The organism is Paenibacillus sp. FSL H7-689 (assembly GCF_000517905.1).
Taxonomy (GTDB): domain Bacteria; phylum Bacillota; class Bacilli; order Paenibacillales; family Paenibacillaceae; genus Paenibacillus; species Paenibacillus amylolyticus.
Genome location: NZ_ASPU01000015.1, coordinates 85,341 through 104,726, shown reverse-complemented (window position 1 = coordinate 104,726; position 19,386 = coordinate 85,341). Strand labels below are relative to the sequence as shown.

General features: G+C 46.7%; 12 protein-coding genes. 10 read left to right on the top strand and 2 right to left on the bottom strand.

Going from position 1 to position 19,386, the window contains the following annotated elements; translation table 11 throughout:
• From C170_RS11430 to C170_RS11405, 6 genes are all read left to right on the top strand, one after another.
• Positions 1-723 carry an HD domain-containing protein gene (locus C170_RS11430; RefSeq protein WP_081745915.1) on the top strand — a complete coding sequence of 241 codons (723 nt, stop codon included), beginning with the start codon at positions 1-3 and terminating at the stop codon, positions 721-723.
• Positions 724-1,023: 300 nt separating this feature from the next.
• Positions 1,024-2,091 (top strand): FUSC family protein, encoded by a 1,068-nt coding sequence (locus tag C170_RS11425; protein WP_017689291.1) that lies wholly within the window; start codon positions 1,024-1,026, stop codon positions 2,089-2,091.
• Between the two features lie 180 nt (positions 2,092-2,271).
• On the top strand, positions 2,272-2,733 hold the full coding sequence (locus tag C170_RS11420; protein WP_036610913.1) for a hypothetical protein: 462 nt from the start codon (positions 2,272-2,274) through the stop codon (positions 2,731-2,733).
• Between the two features lie 244 nt (positions 2,734-2,977).
• Positions 2,978-5,353, top strand: a complete 2,376-nt coding sequence (gene helD, locus C170_RS11415) for an RNA polymerase recycling motor HelD (RefSeq protein ID WP_036609543.1) — start codon at positions 2,978-2,980, stop codon at positions 5,351-5,353.
• Positions 5,354-5,663: 310 nt separating this feature from the next.
• A complete protein-coding gene (locus C170_RS11410) occupies positions 5,664-7,523 on the top strand; it encodes an adenine deaminase (RefSeq protein ID WP_036609541.1) in 1,860 nt (619 codons plus the stop codon).
• 385 nt (positions 7,524-7,908) lie between these two features.
• Positions 7,909-8,829, top strand: coding sequence for a hypothetical protein (locus C170_RS11405; RefSeq protein WP_036609539.1), 921 nt, complete (start codon positions 7,909-7,911; stop codon positions 8,827-8,829).
• Positions 8,830-9,010: 181 nt separating this feature from the next.
• On the opposite strand, the gene C170_RS11400 is transcribed toward C170_RS11405, so the two are convergent.
• Complete coding sequence (locus C170_RS11400) at positions 9,011-9,931, bottom strand: AraC family transcriptional regulator (RefSeq protein WP_036609538.1); 921 nt, start codon at positions 9,929-9,931, stop codon at positions 9,011-9,013.
• Positions 9,932-10,103: 172 nt separating this feature from the next.
• Here C170_RS11400 and yicI point away from each other — a divergent pair, with 172 nt between their 5' ends.
• From yicI to C170_RS11380, 4 genes are all read left to right on the top strand, one after another.
• Entirely contained in the window at positions 10,104-12,422 is a 2,319-nt protein-coding gene (yicI, locus tag C170_RS11395) for an alpha-xylosidase (RefSeq protein ID WP_036609535.1), read from the top strand.
• Between the two features lie 99 nt (positions 12,423-12,521).
• A complete protein-coding gene (locus tag C170_RS11390) occupies positions 12,522-13,532 on the top strand; it encodes a phosphotransferase family protein (protein ID WP_036609533.1) in 1,011 nt (336 codons plus the stop codon).
• A gap of 19 nt (positions 13,533-13,551) precedes the next feature.
• Positions 13,552-16,500, top strand: coding sequence for a glycoside hydrolase family 3 C-terminal domain-containing protein (locus C170_RS11385; RefSeq protein WP_036609531.1), 2,949 nt, complete (start codon positions 13,552-13,554; stop codon positions 16,498-16,500).
• An 82-nt stretch (positions 16,501-16,582) separates the two neighbouring features.
• The gene (locus C170_RS11380; protein ID WP_036609529.1) at positions 16,583-17,884 is read left to right on the top strand and encodes an MFS transporter; all 1,302 of its coding nucleotides are present in this window, start codon (positions 16,583-16,585) and stop codon (positions 17,882-17,884) included.
• Positions 17,885-18,042: 158 nt separating this feature from the next.
• Here the strand turns inward: C170_RS11380 and C170_RS11375 are convergent, their stop codons facing one another.
• Entirely contained in the window at positions 18,043-19,386 is a 1,344-nt protein-coding gene (locus C170_RS11375) for an MFS transporter (protein ID WP_036609527.1), read from the bottom strand.

The window sequence follows — 19,386 nt, the reverse complement described above, 5'->3', positions numbered from 1 at the left end:
ATGTCAGAGAACCCTCTTCAACCTGGCGGGAATCTGCAAGAATTAGGGCACATGCATAAAATAGATGGAATAACGGCAGGAGAGGCTGTTCTGCGCGCCGCCCGATCCTTTGTTCAAGGGGACTCATCCAAGCATAGTGATGGTCATGACTGGCCGCACATTGAACGGGTAACCGCACTTGCGGTTGAACTCGCTCACCGCATGGGTGCAGATCCATTTGTCTGCGAACTGGCTGCATTATTACATGATGTACCGGATGAGAAGCTGAATGAGAGCTTGGAAGCCGGGATGGCCAAACTGAATGACTGGCTGGATACCCAGCCTCTTGACCCGGATATACGTAACAAGGTTGTGGGTATTATTAGCACCATCTCATATGCGGGAGGACAGCGTCCTGCGGTCAGTTCGCTTGAAGCACAGGTTGTACAGGATGCGGATCGACTGGATGCATTGGGTGCGATTGGGATCGCGCGAACCTTTGCCTTTTCAGGCGCCAGGGGGCGCGAGATGTACGATCCGTCCCTTCCCCCACGGGAGCAGATGACCCGAGAGGAATATCGCAATGGGCGCAGCACAACGATAAATCACTTTTACGAGAAGTTGTTCAAGCTCAAGGATCTGATGAACACCGCCTATGGCAAGGAGCTGGCGGAACAGCGTCATGATTATATGGTGCAGTTTGTGGACCAGTTCAAAAGGGAATGGGAGGGCACGGACCGTTAGGCAGGCATAATAAGCATGAGAATTCCACAGAGGTATCATAAGTAACAGAGGCGAATCTTTGAAGTGGCGAAAATCCATTTTGAAGATTTGCTTCTTTTTGGGTTAATAATGTGTATTAACATACATAAAGAAATCAATTTCATAATACCTCTGACTTATGACATGGCAACGGAAGACCTTACATGGTACAATAAATCGTTCTCCTGAATGAATTCAGGCAAAAAAAGAAATATGGGGTAATAATGAACATGATTATCAAATGTAAAACTTCAGGTTCGGTAAAGAGGAGGGGTCATCACCATGTCGTTTGGTGCGCGTGTACTTAAGACGGGGATCGCGGTCACGCTTGCCTTGTACCTAAGCAGCCTGTTCTTGAACCCGCAATCTCCCGTGCCTGCCGCAATCGCGGCTATATTCGCCATGCAGCCTTCCATCTATCGTTCCTGGAAATACTTCCTGGATCAATTGCAAACGACCACGCTGGGAGCTATTGTCGCCCTGGTGGGGGGCATGGTGTTGTCCAATGAGCCAATCGCCGTTGGATTAATTATTGTACTTGTCATCATGATCTGTCTTAAATTAAATATGGGTGAGACGGTTGGCCTTACACTGGTCACGGTTGTATCCATTATGGAAGCATCGGGTGACTGGCATTTTGCACTCAATCGTTTTCTGTTGACACTGGTTGGTATTGTATCGGCGTTTCTCATCAACATTACGGTATTTCCTCCGAAACCGAAGGTTCAGTTCGTGAAGCAGATCCATAGTGTATTCAGTGGTATGTCGTTGCTTCTGCGAACTTCGATCTCGGATGAGATCAAGGAAGTTGTATTCCGGGAGGAGAAAAGCAACCTGGGCGGTTCCATTAAGTCTTTGTCCGACAAGTATAACTTGTTCGAAGAGGAACAGAAAAAGATGAAACGTTCGAAATTCAGCGAAACTCGTCAGATGGTGGTCTACAAACAAATGCTGCTGAGTTTGCAAAAAGGGTATGAGGTGCTGGATTCGGTGGAACGCCACTATTTCCAGGCACCGCGGACAACGGCCATGGATCAGTTTTTTGACTCACATCTAGAACTGGTTATCAAATTCCATGAGCATGCACTGCTCAAGTTCGAGGATAAGCTGAAACCTAATGGGGAAGAGGCCGCACAGTTTGTATTGGATAATGACCGTTTCATGGAGCAGGCGATCACCCAGTTTGATATCGACAAGGAAGGGATGTTACGATTGTCTATCGTGGCTGCTGCCATTTATGATTATGGATATCAGTTGGAACGTTTGAATCGACTTGCCGAACATGTGCATAGCGCCAGTGAAGACAAAGAATCACAGGACAAAATTTTGAATTGGCTTAAGTGGCCTTAGGCATGATTCGTAATCAAAAGTAGACTTTTTGAACAACCTCTCTAAGTGCGAATTGCGCACCTGCTTGGCGATCATATACAATGTAGTTACAACATAGCCCGGACCATCGTGTCCGGGTTGTTTTGTCATACATAGGGCTGAAGGGCATGAATGAATATTAACGAACTGAGGGATAGAGACATGATTATAGAGGAATTGGACGCTGAATTAATGGAATGGTTGAGTGGGACAAATCTGGAGCATAAACAGCATGAAGCCATGCAACTGCTGACCGTATCTGAGGATCAGTGGCCGCATCAGGCCATGATCAGTATGGGGGAAGTGATTGCGATAAATCCGCATCAGCTTAGACTGGCTCTATGGCAAGGTACACAGACCAGTATGAACATGAGCAAAACAGGCAAGGCTACCTTGATTGCGGTTCAAGGACATCGATTGCTGCATATTCGTACAGAAGTAGAACGGCTTCCTGAGATGAAGGGGGCTGTCCATCCGAGAGATCGTTTTGAAGCACAAGTGCTCCAGGTACGTGTGGATCACGCGCCATATGCGGAGATCACTTCAGGAATAACCTTTCAATTAAAAGATGAACTTGGAGCAATTACACGCTGGAAAGAGACAATTGAAGAATTACGAAAGTAGGCAGGAGTAGCTAAGTCAGTTGAGTACCCGGTGATTGGGTAATAATGAAGAAGAAAACAACAAAAAACGCCTCCGCTTGCATCGGGACGTTGTCACTGGTACAATAAAAAATGGTTTTCAGAAAATTAGAACTAATTAACATATAATTAAAATGTTTACTTTCTAATAATTATACCATTGCCTTTTCGGGCTTGTCAAATGGGATTTTGAGGACACAATCCGGGGAAAGAGGGGCTATTAACATATGAGTACAGATCAGCAATGGAATGAGGAACAACAACGGGTCAACACCGTGACCGATCAGATTGAACGCAAGATCACAACGCTGGAAGATGAAGTTGGTTCCTTCCGTGACGAAGTGGTTGGCATGAGAAAAGACTTCTGGGACGAAGTCACGATGAACTTTAGCGAAGCGGATGATGTCGGGGAGACTTCAACCAGCATGCGGCAGCAGTCACAGGTATTGTCCGATCGGGAGCGCAGTCATCTCAATACAGCGGCTGCGTTGGATAAAATGAAACGACTGCATCATTCACCGTATTTTGGGCGCATTGATTTCAAAGAAGATGGATATCCAAATGCAGAACGCATTTATCTCGGCATTGCATCGTTGCTGGATGAGAAGGAAGAATCTTTTCTGGTTTACGACTGGCGTGCGCCAATCTCCAACCTGTATTATGACGGAGCACCGGGTCCAATCACGTATCATACACCCAGTGGGGAGATCAGCGGTGATATAGAGATGAAGCGACAGTTTGTCATTCGGGATGGTCGTATCCGGTTTATGTTTGACACAGGGGTCACGATTGGTGATGAGTTGTTGCAGGCCGTGCTCAGTCGAACTTCGGATGCACAGATGAAGAGTATTGTAGCGACCATTCAGAAGGAGCAAAACCGGATTATCCGTAATGACCGGACACGAATGCTCATTGTGCAAGGCGCAGCCGGCAGTGGCAAAACATCCGCGGCGCTCCAGCGTGTGGCATATCTTCTTTATAAATACCGCGAGCATCTGCAAGCGGATCAGATGGTTCTTTTTTCACCAAATCCAATGTTCAACAGTTATGTCTCCACGGTACTGCCTGAGCTTGGGGAGGAAAACATGTTGCAAACGACCTTCCAGGAGTATCTGGAGCGCCGTTTGGGTCGTGAATATCAACTGGAAGATCCGTTTATTCAGCTTGAATATGTACTTACGGGGACGGAAGATCCCGATTACGATGTTCGCATGTCCAGCATTCGCTTCAAGTCGTCCGAAACGTTCCTCAAGGTGATTACACGTTATAAGGAAAGTATGTTGTCAGGTGGCATGAAATTCAAGCCGGTTCGCTTCCAGGGCCGAGCGATTGTCACGTCAGAGGCTATGGCTGAGAAATTCTACAGTTTCGAGTCATCCGTTAAGCTGGTGAGTCGACTGGAGATGTTACGGGACTGGATGCTGAAAGAACTGTCTGCCTTTGGTAAAGGTGAACTGGATGCGCCTTGGGTTGATCAGCAGCTTGATCTGATGGAGCCGGAGGATCTGCAACGTGCGTATCAACGGTTGAAGCGCAAGCAAAAAGGAAAGACCCATACGTTTAATGACTTCGAGCAGGAAAGAGGGATTCTGGCACGTATGGTGGTCAGTGACCGACTCAAACCGTTGCGAAAATGGATTAAGTCCTTACGATTCGTTGATATAAGACAATTATATGCACATCTATTTAACGATCAGGCTCAGATGGAACGATTACTGGGTGATGAAGCGCTGCCTGCTCAATGGGATGAAATCTGTAAGATGACTTTACGCAGATTGAAGCTTCAGGAGTTGGCATATGAAGATATTACGCCATACTTGTACTTGCGTGAGCTTATGCTTGGATTCCATATTAACTCGAATATTCGTCATGTCATTATTGATGAAGCCCAGGATTATTCTGCGTTTCAGTTGGCATTTATGAAGAGATTGTTCCCACGGGCGAAAATAACAGCACTTGGTGACTTTAATCAGGCAATCTATGCCCACTCTTCAGTACTTAGTGGAACAGGACCTTTGACTAACCTGTACGGACCAGACAACACGGAAGTCATTGAGCTGACCAGAAGTTATCGATCTACCCGGGAGATCGTGGAGTTTACTCGTGGCATGGTGCCTGGTGGGGAAGAGATTATTCCATTTAACCGCAGCGGTGAGAAACCTAAAGTGATCGTTTCTTCTGATTCAGAGCGTCATATGAATGTCATCACGACAGACCTCAAGCACTTGATTAAGGAAGGGTACGAATCGGTTGCAGTTATCTGCAAAACCGCCGAAGAGAGCAGAGACGTACATGCTACATTGAGTAAGGCGCTGCCCACAGCACCGAAGTTAATCAAAAAAACGACGCTGGCTTTTGAGCAGGGTGTTCATGTCATCCCAGCGTATCTGGCCAAAGGTGTGGAATTCGATGCAGTCCTGATCTATGACGGCTCTGCGGAGCAGTATGCTCAGGAGCATGAACGCAAGTTGTTCTATACGGCTTGCACACGAGCGATGCATCTACTGCACGTTTACTGCGTGGGCGCACTTAGTCCGTTCATTACCGCCCAGTCGGAAGAAAAGTATGATCTTGGCAAGGTGTCTGCTGCGCAAGTGGACTGACATAACACTTCATATGCATGAAGAAGGCTTCCGTTCAATGGAACGGGAGTTTTTCTGTATATGATACATATATCGGGAAGAAGCTAGCTTAGCGAGGGAATTATACGTGATGAGGTTACAGCCATATAGGTGATCGTATTGATAAAAATACCTAACGTGAATTCGTAAGGATTGGGTCCCGTGGATAAAAATGACTTGATAATTTGTATTCAAGGACAATGGATGTGATTTTTCTTTACACATGAGGTCCGGACTCATATAATCGTAACAATATATTTTTTTTGGATCGTTTATTAAAGGAGGCAACAAAATGAACAAATCATCTTTTGAACGGCCACTTATGGCCGATTGTGTACCGGATCTGGTCGCTACAGCACGGGGAGATTTGCCAGCGACTTTGGTCATTCGGGGAGGTACGCTGGTAAACGTGATATCGGGTGAGATTTTACCTGAGATGTCCATAGCTGTACAGGGAGCTCGAATCGCTTATGTCGGTAAAGATGTAAGCCACACTATCGGAGAACATACGAGGATTATTGAAGCAAACGGTAAGTATATCGCTCCTGGTCTGCTGGATGGACACTGCCATATCGAAAGTACACAGATGAAAGTAACCGAGTTTGCGAGAGCGGTGTTGCCTTCAGGCACAACCGGAGGTTTCTTTGACCCTCATGAGATCTCTAACGTGCTTGGCCTCAAAGGTCTGAGACTGATGCTGGATGAAGCGCGGACCACACCGATGGCTGCTTATATGCAGGTGGCTTCCTGTGTGCCTTCCACGCATCCAGGATTGGAGACAACAGGTGCTTATATCGGGCCTGAAGAGGTAGCTGAGGCTCTTTCCTGGGGTCCGGACATGATTGGTCTTGGTGAAGTGATGAACTTCCCTGGAGTGGTCTATGGGGATGAGACGATGATTGGTGAGATACAGGCGACCCTCCGGGCAGGTAAAGTGGCAGACGGTCATTTCACCTGGGCTGCAGATGACTGGCGTCTGCCAGCCTACGCAGCGAGTGGCGTTACAGGGGATCATGAATGTGTGACCAAGGAAGATGTGGTTGAACGTCTGCGACTCGGAATGTACGCGAAGATGCGTCAAGGTTCGGCATGGCATGATGTGGCTGAGACGATCAAAGCCTGCACTGAGCTTGGTCTGGATACACGCCGGATGATGCTGGTGACCGATGACCGAAGTTCTGAATCGCTGCTCAAAGAAGGACATATGGATTTTGTTGTTCGTCTCGCAATCTCTCAAGGGGTTAAGCCGGTTACGGCTTTCCAGATGGCAACCATTAACACGGCTGAGCGCTTTGGTGTTGCGCGCGACATTGGTGCAATTATTCCGGGCAATATAGCCGATATTATTCTGCTGGACGGCCGGTTGGCGGATGTACGTGTGGGCATGACAATTGCTGCCGGGCAAGTTGTAGCCGAGAATGGGAAAATGACGGCGGTCTGGGACAGCTTCACGTACCCGGAGGAAGCGCTGAACACGGTGAAGTTAGAAGCTAATATTCAGCCGGAAGATCTGGAGTTGGCTGCACCGATTGTAGAGGGGACGATTGGTGCCAAAGTCATTCATGTGACAGAGAACCATGTGGATACAAAGGAGAAACACCTGCCTGTTACCGTAGAGAATGGCAAGATTATGGTTTCAACTTCAGGGGAAGTATGCAAAATTGCGGTATTGGAGCGTCACAAACAAACCGGGAATCGAGCGGTAGCGCTTGTTGGAGGCATCGGCTTCACATCACCTGCAGCGATTGCGATGACAGTTGCTCATGATAGTCACAACCTGTTGATTATCGGTAATGATGATGCGTTAATGGCTGAAGCCGGTAATCGCGTCATTCGTATGCAGGGCGGGGTGGCCGTGGTAACGGCAGCAGGGGGAACCGAATTCCCGCTGCGGATTGCAGGTTTGATGTCAACTGAATCTTTCGAAGTCGTTGCAGCCCAATCGGCAGCAGTCAGTGAAGCTTTACAGTCCGCAGGATGTACGTTGAATAATGCGTTCATGACGCTTTCGTTGCTCGCACTGGTTGTGATTCCAGAATTACGTTTGTCTGACAAGGGTCTTGTGCGGATCTCGGCAGAAGGTATTGAACTGGTGTCTCTTTTCGATGAAGTGGTTGACAATACACCGGTAGCTCCATCGGGAAATGAATGAACGGAAATGTCGACTAGACATCATTAAATAGGGTTCAATATAAAGCCGCCTTAGGGCGGTTTTTTAGTGTATTTTGAGAGAAAACGCTTTCTAGGTCTTCTGGAGCTTGGTGCACATATGGCAATAATGACTGAAGTCATGCTGGAATAAGGATTGAATTTGAAAATAATAAATAATTGTGACTTTTGAACTATACATACAGAACTACGAATTCCCGAAATATAGTTATATGATTCTTTCGTCGTAAGTCTTAAAGATGATATTGCATATAAAAGCAATCCAAATTCGTCGTACCTAATAAGTATCCATTAAATGAATATGAAACGACACAATTTCATCCAGATTTGCACGTCAGAGCTGATAACTTCAGAGGGAGTGTACAAATATGAAAAGCAAAAGGGGTTACCGTTTTATCGTATTACTGAGTTGTTTGATCCTGTGTGCGAGTACAGCCTGTTCTTCCAAAGCCATAGCGGATGGTTCAGTTGACAGTTATGCAACGATTCATGGAAAACTTGATGTGCCAGTGAGAGCGACTTGGGTGTGGGATACCACCCAGATCCGAAGTAATCCTCAAGAGGTGTTAAATTACGCTACAGCGAACAAGATCAATACGATCTATCTGCAGATGAACCGGGATATAAAGATTCCTGAGTATAAAAGTTTTATCCGCCAGGCGAGAGCCAAGAACATTGCGGTTGACGTCATGGATGGAAGATCAGCCTGGGGGCTGACGGAAAGTCGGGAGCAGATTGCATCTTTCCTGGACTGGATCGAGGCATATCAGGCGCAGGCGTTGTCCAATGAGAAATTTGCTGGTATTCATCTGGATATTGAACCACATGTGCACCCGCAATGGAAAATCAATCAGGCCAGTGTAATTACGCAGTGGCAAGGCAATGTGGAGTACATTGTTGAGCGAGCATCACGGATGAAGATGCCGGTTGCGGCTGATCTGCCTTTCTGGCTGGATAACTACAAAATTCCGGGTTCAACGATGGCCGTAAGCAGTTGGATGATTCGCAAGTTTGATTCCATCACCATTATGGCTTACCGCGATACAGCTGCTGCAATCTATAGTGTAGCGAAGGATGAACTTGCGGAAGCAGCTCTGCTTGGCAAGACGATCTCAATCGCCGTGGAAACAAAGCAAAGCAAGGAAGGTGACTTCATTACTTTTTATGAAGAGGGATCTGCTTATATGGAAGCACAATTAAAGTTGGTCGAAAAAATGGCTTCAGTATATGCGTCCTTTGACGGTTTCTCCGTACATGAGTACACTTCATGGAAGACGCTGAAAAAGTAAGACACTGTTAAGCTTCAAAGCGTTAGGCTGATAGCAGCCAATGAGATGAGTTCTAACTGAGACAATGTGGCTCAGATCAGATCAGATCGTTACCTCACTCGTTCCCAGGAAAGTTGATAAAGTAGATAAAGAAGGTGTTTGCAGCTGAATAGCTGTGAGCACCTTCTTCTTTTACACCCTTTTACACCTGTACCAGGGCAGACTCCACTCCTACGTTCTCATAGAACATTTTGCGATACTGTGAAGGTGTAGTGGCTTTATGCTTTTTAAATGTAGTGATGAAGTAGCTTAGATGCTCAAAACCCACATCCATGGCGATATCAACAATTTTGTGATCCGTATTCTCAAGCTGAACGCAGGCCTGCTGAACACGGTAATAGTTAATGTAATCAACAGGTGTTTTCTGCACCATCTGTTTGAAGAAACGACAGAAGTGTCCTTCACTCATATTGGCCTCATCGGCCAGTTCTTTCAGCTTTAATGGTTCAGGATACCGTTTGTGAATATAACTGAGCACGGATTTCAGGCGCTCTACCTTGTCATGACTCCCTGTAGCCACAGTGCCTTTGAGCGGAGCAGGTCTCATATGTTCGAACATTCGGGCAAATATGAGGTACAGGTACGCTTTTGTTGACATTTCACACGTTTCGGTTCGGGTAGCATGGTCTGCAAATATGCGTTTCAGGAGATCCAGAATTTCTTGTCCCCAGTTCTCATCTGCCTTGATATGACTGGGGGGAATCACCGTTTTGCGTACCAGTGGACCGATGAATTTCTCTTGGACCGTATCGAAGGTACGGCTGCCAAGCAGCTCGGGATTAAATACAATGGAAGAGAATACGCAGGGCACATCGCCCTTCAGATACCCCGCATGAATCTCGCCTCGATTGATGAAGATCGCTTCTCCAGCTTGAACCTCAACAGTGTTCATATCGATCTGAAAGACGGCGCAGCCCTTGGTCACCATGGTGAACTCCATCTCATCATGCCAATGGCAATCCAGAATGCTATCCCCGTTCAGTTGTTGAATATCCGGGTACACACTGACGGGATACATGGCATTGCCGTGAATCCGGTCTTCCCGTAATCGTTCACGTTCCATATCAGATTCTCCTTTTGTATCATTATTAATGTAATCGTTTCCATAGATTGGTGATGATATTCAAGAATCGGGTAGTTATTATCAAAATCGTGATATATTTGGTCAAAATAAGAGAAGAAATTCGTTATTAATATCAATATTATTATAATATAACCAAAGGGGGAAAGAAAACATGAAATTTACTGATGGATTCTGGATGACTCGTGAAGGGTACCAGATTCAAAACCCGACTGACATTCGTGATATTGTGCAAAAAGATAATTCTGTGACCGTATATGCGGCAACTAAATATATTCGCAGCAAAGGCGACACGTTGAACGGTACATTGCTGAAAGCAACGTACAGCTCACCAATGCCTAACGTTATTCGTGTAACCTTGAATCACCATAAGGGCGGCGTGAAAAAAGGGCCTGTATTTGAGCTTAACACACAAGAAGCCAACGTTGAGATCTCAAAAAATGAACAAGGTGCTGTTTTGAAAAGTGGCAACCTGGAAGTTCAAATCGACAAAACAAATGGTTGGGACGTTAGCTTCCTGTATGGAGGAAAACGGATTACAGGTAGCGGTCAAAGAGCTGCTGGTTATATTACAGGTCCAAGCAAGGAAGCGTACTTCCGGGAGCAGCTTGATCTCGGTATTGGTGAATACGTTTACGGACTCGGTGAGCGCTTCACACCGTTTGTTAAGAATGGTCAAATCGTCGATACCTGGAATGAGGACGGCGGTACAAGCAGTGAGCAGTCCTATAAAAACATTCCGTTCTACCTGTCCAATAAAGGATATGGCGTATTTGTAAACCATCCTGAACGCGTATCATACGAGATTGCATCCGAGAATGTATCTAAAGTTCAGTTCAGCGTAGAAGGCGAGACGTTGGAATACTTCATTATCGGCGGTGACAATCCAAAGGATGTACTTGATAATTATACGAAATTAACAGGTAAACCAGCGCTTCCACCCGCATGGACTTTTGGTCTGTGGCTGACAACATCATTCACAACGGATTATGATGAAGCAACGGTTAATCATTTCGTAGATGGTATGGCTGAACGTGATCTTCCACTTTCTGTATTCCATTTTGACTGCTTCTGGATGAAGGAATACCAATGGTCTGATTTTGTATGGGATGAAGCGATGTTCCCGGATCCGGAAGGCATGCTTGCACGTCTGAAAGAGAAGGGCCTTAAAATCTGTGCTTGGATCAATCCATATATTGCAGAAAAATCCTACTTGTTCGATGAAGGTATGGAGAACGGTTATCTGGTGAAAACAGCCGATGGCAGCGTATGGCAATGGGATATGTGGCAAGCAGGTATGGCTCTGGTTGACTTCACGAATCCGGATGCTGTGAACTGGTATAAGAGTAAGCTGGAAGTCCTGCTGGATCAAGGTGTAGATTCCTTCAAGACTGACTTTGGTGAAAGAATTCCGACAGATGTTGTGTACTTCGATGGTTCTGATCCGGTTAAAATGCACAACTATTATACACAGCTCTATAACAAAGCTGTATTTGAATTGCTCGAAGAGAAGATTGGCAAAAACGAAGCTGCCCTGTTTGCACGCTCTGCAACAGCAGGTGGGCAACAGTTCCCGGTTCACTGGGGTGGTGACTGCTCTTCCACGTATGAATCTATGGCTGAATCGCTTCGCGGTGGCCTCTCACTCGGGCTTTCCGGTTTCGGATTCTGGAGCCATGATATCAGTGGTTTTGAAAGCACAGCGAGCCCTGACGTATACAAACGCTGGGTACAATTCGGACTGTTATCTTCACACAGTCGCCTGCACGGAAGCACTTCCTATCGTGTGCCTTGGCTGTTTGACGAGGAATCCGTGGACGTTGTTCGTGACTTTACCAAACTCAAAATCAGCCTGATGCCGTACCTGTACAATTCTGCGGTTGAGTCAACGGTAAAAGGTATTCCGATGATGCGCGCTATGCTGCTGGACTTCCCAGAGGACCCAACAACATACAGCCTGGATACGCAATATATGTTTGGTGACTCGATTCTGGTGGCTCCAATCTTCAACAAGGAAGGTGATGTGCGTTATTACCTGCCTGAAGGAACTTGGACGAACTATCTGACAGGAGCGAAAGTACAAGGTAGACGCTGGATCAGTGAAAACCATGACTTTAAAACACTGCCAATGATGATTAAGCCAAACAGTCTGATCGCTGTGGGTGCGGTGGATAGTAAACCGGATTACGACTTTGCAAATGATGTGTCCCTGCACTTGTTCGAACTGGCTGATGGTCAAACGGCTCAAGCTGTCGTTGTGAACCAAGCGGCTGAACAGGAGCTGACAGTTAACGTTACACGTAATGGATCAGTGCTGGATGTTCGTGCTGAAGGTGCAGGTAAACCTTGGAACATCGTGCTTCGCGGTATTGAAAGTGTATCCAGCGTTGAAGGTGGTTCCCAAGTGTCTGGTGCAAATGGTGTTGTTGTTACAGCAGCAACAGGCGCAAACGCGCTTACAATCCAACTGTAAAATGATATAGTAAAAGAAAAGGACGGTGCCGAAAGGTGCCGTCTGTTTGTCTACGATGATAGGAGATTGTTTGTCTACGATGATAGGAGATTGAATGAAATGAGTACAATGAATTCCGGTTTGCACTGCACGATATCAGCAGAGATGCTGCATCATCTGGTAGAAAATAATTTTGGAAGCGATACCAAAGTGAAGGAATTTGGTCTCCTGCAAGGTGGACTTTTTAATACAACCTATCGGATTCAACTTGAACATACATCCTATACGGATGTGATTTTACGTTTGGCTCCAGAGCGGGGTGAGATGGCGGCTGGTTCTGCGAGTGATCCCCTATTTTCGTTTGAACGTACGATGATGGCGGCTGAACCGATTGTGTATGAATATTACCGTAAGGCAGGCATTCCTGCTCCCAACATTATCGCTTGTGATGACAGCGGGTCCATCATCCCAAGAACATACATGTTTATGGAGTTTATCCCGAGTAAGCAACTCGATCACGAATCGATTTCAGATATAGACAAAGAGCGATTGTATCATCAGCTTGGCGCCTATACCGCCATCATGCATCAGATCGAGGGTGCATCGTTTGGTTGGCCGCAGGGGGACGGTTCAATTAAAGGCTCGGATCAATGGTCCGAGGTGCTGTACTCTTTTGCAGAAGAAACAGCACTTAAAGCGGCACGAGCCGATTATATGCCAGGTGTCGGAGAAGAGATCGTAGCTATATTCATGAAAAATAAAGACTTATTTGATCAAGTGATCCGTCCGGTACTCGTTCATAATGACCTGTGGGAAGCCAACGTGCTTGTTCATGTAGAAAACGGTGAGCTAAACATTGCGGCCATCATCGACGGAGATCGTTCCATGTTTGCCGACAGGGAGTTTGAAGCAATATTGTCGTCAGAATCAGCGGCTTTTCATGAAGGATATGATCGTCCACTGGACTCATCCGCTGAAGGACAGGCACGCAGGCTTGCCTATCGAATACTGTCTTCGTATTTTAATGCCTACGTTCATGAACATCAGGTCAATCAACCTGAAGATGGTCAGAAGTATCGCCAGCGCACGCTGGATTTACTGGAGCAATGGAAGCAACTTGGACTTAACTAATTCGCAGGGGGAATGAAGGATGAAGGAGTATCATCAATACCCGATGTGGGACGCGTCACTTTCACTTGAGGAAAGGTTGGATGACCTGATTGCACGGTTGACAACGGAGGAGAAGATCAGACTAATTCCTACACGCGAAGCAGCTGTACCAAGACTGGGCATTCCAGCCTACAACGTTGGGGGCGAAGCTGCCCACGGGGTTGCATGGAAAGGGGAGGCGACGGTATTTCCGCAACCTCTCGGTCTATCGAGTACCTGGAATACGAGACTTATGCGGGAGATTGGTTCAGTCATTGGCGATGAAGCTAGGGCATATCATCACCGTGATCCTGAAGTTCACGGGCTAACTTTGTGGGCACCAACGGTTGATCTGGAACGTGACCCACGCTGGGGTAGAACAGAAGAGGGATATGGCGAGGATCCGGTCCTCACGGGAGAAATGTCGGCGGCTCTCGTCAAAGGTATGCAGGGGAATGATCCTTTTTATCTGAAAATGGTTGCGACATTGAAACACTTTTTTGCCAATAATAATGAGAAAGATCGGCTGAATTGTTCATCCAGCATTGATCCGCGCAATCTGCATGAATATTATTTAAAAGCATTTGAGACACCATTTGTGGAAGGTGGAGCCTTGTCCATGATGACAGCTTACAATTCCATCAATGGTACACCTGCCATTGAAAGTCCATATGTGAATGATGTGGTTAAGGGTGAGTGGGCGATGCCCGGTTTTATTGTATGTGATGGTGGGGATTTGTCCCAGACGGTCGATTATCACCGTTACCATACCAGCCATGCCGAGTCAGCAGCAGGTGCATTGAAGGCAGGAGTGGATTGTCTTACAGATGAAGTTGATCTTGTTGTATCTGCTCTGGAGGAGGCTCTTGACCGGAATCTGTTGGAAATAGCTGATTTGGACAGAGCGATCCGCAACATCTTTGGTGTGCGAATGCGACTTGGACAACTCGATCAGTCCGGGCTCAATCCATATGCGTCTATTCCCGAGTCGGTATTATGTGCACCGGAACATGCCAAACTTAGTTATCGTGCCGCTGCCGAATCGATTGTTTTGCTCCAAAATGATGGATTACTTCCCTTGCAGGCAGAAGCGTTGCAGAAAATCAGTGTGATTGGGCCACTTGCGGATGTTGTCTATACCGATTGGTACAGTGGCACACTGCCTTATCGTGTATCCGTCCTCGATGGATTGCGCAATCGGCTACCTGAAGCAGACGTGACCTATGTCGATGGTAATGACCGTATTCAGCTGAAGACAACAGACGGTCAGGTTATAACCTTGGGTGCGGAAGGTACACTCGTCGCTGTACCGGAGGGCAGTGCATACACAGCAGCCGAATTTGTACATCAGGATTGGGGTTGGGGAAGTCATACGCTGAGAAGTGTAAATAATAATCGATACGTTAGCTTAACCGAGCAAATCTATCAGGCAAACGCACCGGAGATTGGTGGCTGGTTTGTGAAGGAAGTTGTTCGAATAGATCCTCTAACGGATGGAAGTAACACCTTGCGGACATGGAACGGTATTCCTGTTGGACTGAGCGAATATCAGGGACAATCTGCTGTATCACCACTCCGGCCACAAGGAGAACAAACTACAGCTACTGGTACAAATCCGAATGATATTGGTGACTCTGGACACGCAAGTCAGTCACCAGGCAATACACAGATACCTTCTGCATTCAATATTGATATTGTGACCAGCGGAATACAACATGCCGTAGAAGCCGCACGTAGCAGTCAGGCATCTATCGTTGTTGTTGGCAACAGCCCATATATCAACGGCAAAGAAGAAATTGACCGCCCAAGTCTACTGCTTCCGCCGAGTCAGGTCGAGCTTGTCAAAGCCGTATGTGAAGCTAATCCCAATACAGTGGTTGTCATTATGGGCAGTTATCCATTTGCCTTGCAGGAGTTGAAAGGTATTGCCCGCGCAATCGTTTATATGACACATGCAGGTCAGGAATTGGGGAACGCGCTTGCAGATGTGCTGTTAGGTCATTATGCCCCGGCAGGCAGATTAAACATGACATGGTATGAAGACGAATCACAGCTTCCTGACATGATGGATTATGACATCATTCAGAATGGCATGACTTATATGTATCATGAAGGACCGGTTCAATATGCATTTGGTCATGGTCTGACGTATTCCGAATTCGAATACGAAGCGATTCGTGTAAGTCGCAGTGCTTCGGGGGAATCCACCACCACAGATCAATTGAAGATTGAGGTGGAGGTACACAATAAGGGTGAACGTGACAGTGATGAAGTTGTTCAGATCTATGGATCTTCATATACCTCCCGAGTGAAACGTGCTCAGAAGCAACTGCTTGCTTTCCGTCGTGTTCAAGTCAAAGCAGGGACGTGTGTTACGATAAGTTTCGAAGTTCCTGTTCAGAAGCTTGCGCTATGGGATGTTACCCGAGATCGATACTGCCTGGAGACCGCGACCTGGGCCATCCTGGCAGGGCGTTCTTCCGCAGATATACGTCAGTCGGCTGATATTAAAATTGAAGGTGAGACGATTCCTGATCGCCCGCTGCACTTGCTTACCTTTGCCGAGAATTACGATGCTTGTGCAGGTGTTCTACTGGATGAATGTCTGGAAGGACGTTCGGCAGTTCGGGCAATCACTCCGGAGGAACCTTTATATCGAGAGGAGCAGTCGTCTTGGATTGCTTTCAACCATAATGCTGTTCAAGAAATACAAGGATTTGAAGCCAGAGTGGCAGCTTTTGGGGAAGAGGGCAGATTGGAGATTCGTTCCGAAGGACTGGAGGGCGAACTGCTCGGTGTGTGTGAAGTTTCTGGACCTGGAGGCAGTGTGAATGGGAAAGATATCAAGTGGACAACAGTTCAGTGTTTGCTTGAGGCGCCACATAAGGTGAATGCGCTATATATTGTCTTCAAAGGTGGAGCAGCGTTACGGCACTTTAGATTGTTGTAGTTGTAGCATGTCCTGAATAATCAACCTCCGAAACAAGCACAATAATGCTGTTGTGTGTAGAATCTGTAAAGGTGGTTGTGGTATGAACGATAAAAAGTGGGACCTCGTCGCACTTGCTTCCATCCCTTTAATTATGACCTTGGGTAATTCCATGCTAATACCGATCCTGCCACAGATTGAACGTGAATTGAAGGTATCTGCATTTAAGGTCAGCATGCTCATTACAGTCTACGCTGTCGTTGCCATCCTGCTTATTCCTCTTGCAGGGTACTTGTCGGATCGTTTTGGCAGAAAAGCAGTTATCATTCCCAGCCTCGTTATTGCAGCCGTCGGAGGTGCTGTCGCTGGTGTGGCAGCATGGATGCTGAACGGAAACATAGCCTACTGGACCATTCTGGGTGGCAGGTTATTGCAGGGAATAGGTGCTGCGGGCGCATTTCCTATTGTTATTCCGTTGGTTGGGGACATGTTTAATGATGAGAATGAAGTAAGTAAAAGTCTGGGTATCATTGAGACCTCGAATACGTTTGGTAAAGTCATAAGTCCGATTCTGGGTGCAGCGCTGGCGGTCTGGTTGTGGTATGCGCCATTCATGGCTATTCCTATCCTTTGTGTGCTTTCGCTGGTTCTTGTTATTTTCCTGGTGAAGACTCCCCGGAAAAAAGAAAAGCCTCCCACCTTTCCTGAATTTGTAGCATCCATTCGTGACGTATTAAAAGAAAAGGGACGCTGGTTGTATGCGTTGTTTGCAATCGGTGGTATTTGCATGTTTGTCATCTTTGGTGTGTTATATTATCTATCCGAGACGTTGGAGAGCGAATTTGCCCTGAAAGGTGTACTTAAAGGACTTGTCCTTGCGATTCCGCTGGCAGCGTTATGTCTGTCTTCTTTCCTGGCAGGGAAGTGGATTGGCAAGAACAAAACGCGAATGAAATGGCTTGGCTTTGCAGGACTTGCGCTTCTGACGGTATCCCTTGGCGTTATAGGTTTATTCGATAATATCTATGTTGTAGTAGGTCTTTTCACATTGGGAAGTGCCGGAATAGGTGCAACGTTACCATGTCTGGATGCCTTGATTACAGAAGGCGTGGACAAAAAACAGCGGGGCACAATCACGGCTCTGTTCAGCAGCATGCGATTCATTGGGGTATCTCTCGGTCCACCTGTCGTTTCTTTGTTGATCGGTTCTCATCATTTCCTGCTTTTTGGTGTGCTCGCTGCGTCTGGCGCAGTGGGCGGATTGCTCACCTTATTTGCAGTTAAGCCGGATAAGGGAGATCAACCTACTTCAGGAAGCAAGCAGAAACAGGATGAAACATCTATGGATGTGATCGAGACGAGTAGAGGGTATGTTTCCATAGGTCGCAAGAAAAGTCCATTTTAGATAGACGGTGCTGTATGCTGCGTTCATTTCCATGCTGTCTTAAGTTTAACATCCAGATCTGTTCAAAAAAAACGCGTTTACGCCTAAGAAAGCGGATGAATTTGCTTTCTGGGTGTAAACGCGTTTCTCGTTTCTATGAGCAGAATGACCTTAACCAATCATTCGTGTTTGCTTTTATTCGACTGGCTAGTTTCGGTGTTGCCGGCTCCAGATTCTGAATTCTTGGATTGATCTTGAGGTGGTTCCGTTGCGGTAATATGAGTATGAGCGAGCAGAGCGTGAGGTTCAATGGAGAAGCTGCCGCTTCGTTTTCCTTGAATCAGATATATAAGCAAGAACAGAATCATAAACATCACGGAATATCGATACATATCGGTATAACTGGTTATGGCCGCAATGGCGCCAAGAAGAAGGGCACCGGTCGCAATACCCAGATCCAGCGAGTTCAAAAACATACCATTAGCCATACCCCGTTGAGTAGGAGATACAACTTGAATCATCCAGGTCTGCAGAGACGACTGCATGGAACCATAACCGATTCCGTAGATAAAGGCAGCAATGAACAGGAGGGACATGGAGGTTGCATACGAGAGCAGAATGAGGCCGACAGCAACGAATATTGCCCCTGGAATGAGCAGTGCTTTTGGACCTTTATTGTCATAGATCCGTCCTGCAAATGGTCTAACCAATAACACGGCGAGTGCATTGAACAAAAAGAACAGCGCAGGATTGGCCAGATTGGCTTCCTTACCATACAAAACGATGAATCCGACAAGCCCACCATAGGTGATGGATAATAGGCAATTCAGCACACTGGGCAGAATCAGCTTGCGGTTGAAAGGTGTCTTCTGTTTTGGGTTGGATCCTGAAGCACTTGTTGTAGCTTGTGGCATGATGGTTGTACTGTCATCGGTTCTGACTGCTTTTTTGCGTGTCAGCGAATAACTCAGTGGATAGATCACAGCGAGCACACCCGCAGTGCATAACATCAGGGTTACAAAACCTGCACCCTGGAGCAGAGTGACCCCAATGATTGGCCCCATAGACATAGCAAGGCTAGTCGATAGACCAAAGTAACCCATACCTTCACCCATTCGTTTGACGGGCACAATGTCCGAGGCCATCGTTGGAAAAGCGGTACTGCTCATACCAAACCCGATACCAAACAACATTCTGAGCAACAAGAGTACAGCTATGCCCGCAGCAAAATAATAGCCGAGCGTTGCCAGCAGGGCTACGGACAGGCCTATATAGATCATGGCGTTACGAAGGCCCTTCTCCAGTGCTTTCGCGGAATAGAGACGGGCTGCAATGGCACTTAGTGCAAACAGACAGGTGAATAAACTTACTTCAAACGCATTGGCGTGAAATCGCTCCTGAACGTAGGACGGAAGCGGAGAGACAATCATGTGCAGTTGCAAGAACAACAAGAAGTTGCACAGCATCAGCAGTATAAAATCGGTGGTCCATAGTCTAACTTGTTGTGTAGATTGTTCTTTCAT

What these genes read in the sequence shown, in the direction of transcription:
- C170_RS11430 (WP_081745915.1), top strand. Translation starts at nt 1, where the DNA reads ATGTCAGAGAACCCTCTTCAACCTGGCGGGAATCTGCAAGAATTAGGG.
- C170_RS11425 (WP_017689291.1), top strand. Translation starts at nt 1,024, where the DNA reads ATGTCGTTTGGTGCGCGTGTACTTAAGACGGGGATCGCGGTCACGCTT.
- C170_RS11420 (WP_036610913.1), top strand. Translation starts at nt 2,272, where the DNA reads ATGATTATAGAGGAATTGGACGCTGAATTAATGGAATGGTTGAGTGGG.
- helD (WP_036609543.1), top strand. Translation starts at nt 2,978, where the DNA reads ATGAGTACAGATCAGCAATGGAATGAGGAACAACAACGGGTCAACACC.
- C170_RS11410 (WP_036609541.1), top strand. Translation starts at nt 5,664, where the DNA reads ATGAACAAATCATCTTTTGAACGGCCACTTATGGCCGATTGTGTACCG.
- C170_RS11405 (WP_036609539.1), top strand. Translation starts at nt 7,909, where the DNA reads ATGAAAAGCAAAAGGGGTTACCGTTTTATCGTATTACTGAGTTGTTTG.
- C170_RS11400 (WP_036609538.1), bottom strand. Translation starts at nt 9,931, where the DNA reads ATGGAACGTGAACGATTACGGGAAGACCGGATTCACGGCAATGCCATG.
- yicI (WP_036609535.1), top strand. Translation starts at nt 10,104, where the DNA reads ATGAAATTTACTGATGGATTCTGGATGACTCGTGAAGGGTACCAGATT.
- C170_RS11390 (WP_036609533.1), top strand. Translation starts at nt 12,522, where the DNA reads ATGAGTACAATGAATTCCGGTTTGCACTGCACGATATCAGCAGAGATG.
- C170_RS11385 (WP_036609531.1), top strand. Translation starts at nt 13,552, where the DNA reads ATGAAGGAGTATCATCAATACCCGATGTGGGACGCGTCACTTTCACTT.
- C170_RS11380 (WP_036609529.1), top strand. Translation starts at nt 16,583, where the DNA reads ATGAACGATAAAAAGTGGGACCTCGTCGCACTTGCTTCCATCCCTTTA.
- C170_RS11375 (WP_036609527.1), bottom strand. Translation starts at nt 19,386, where the DNA reads ATGAAAGAACAATCTACACAACAAGTTAGACTATGGACCACCGATTTT.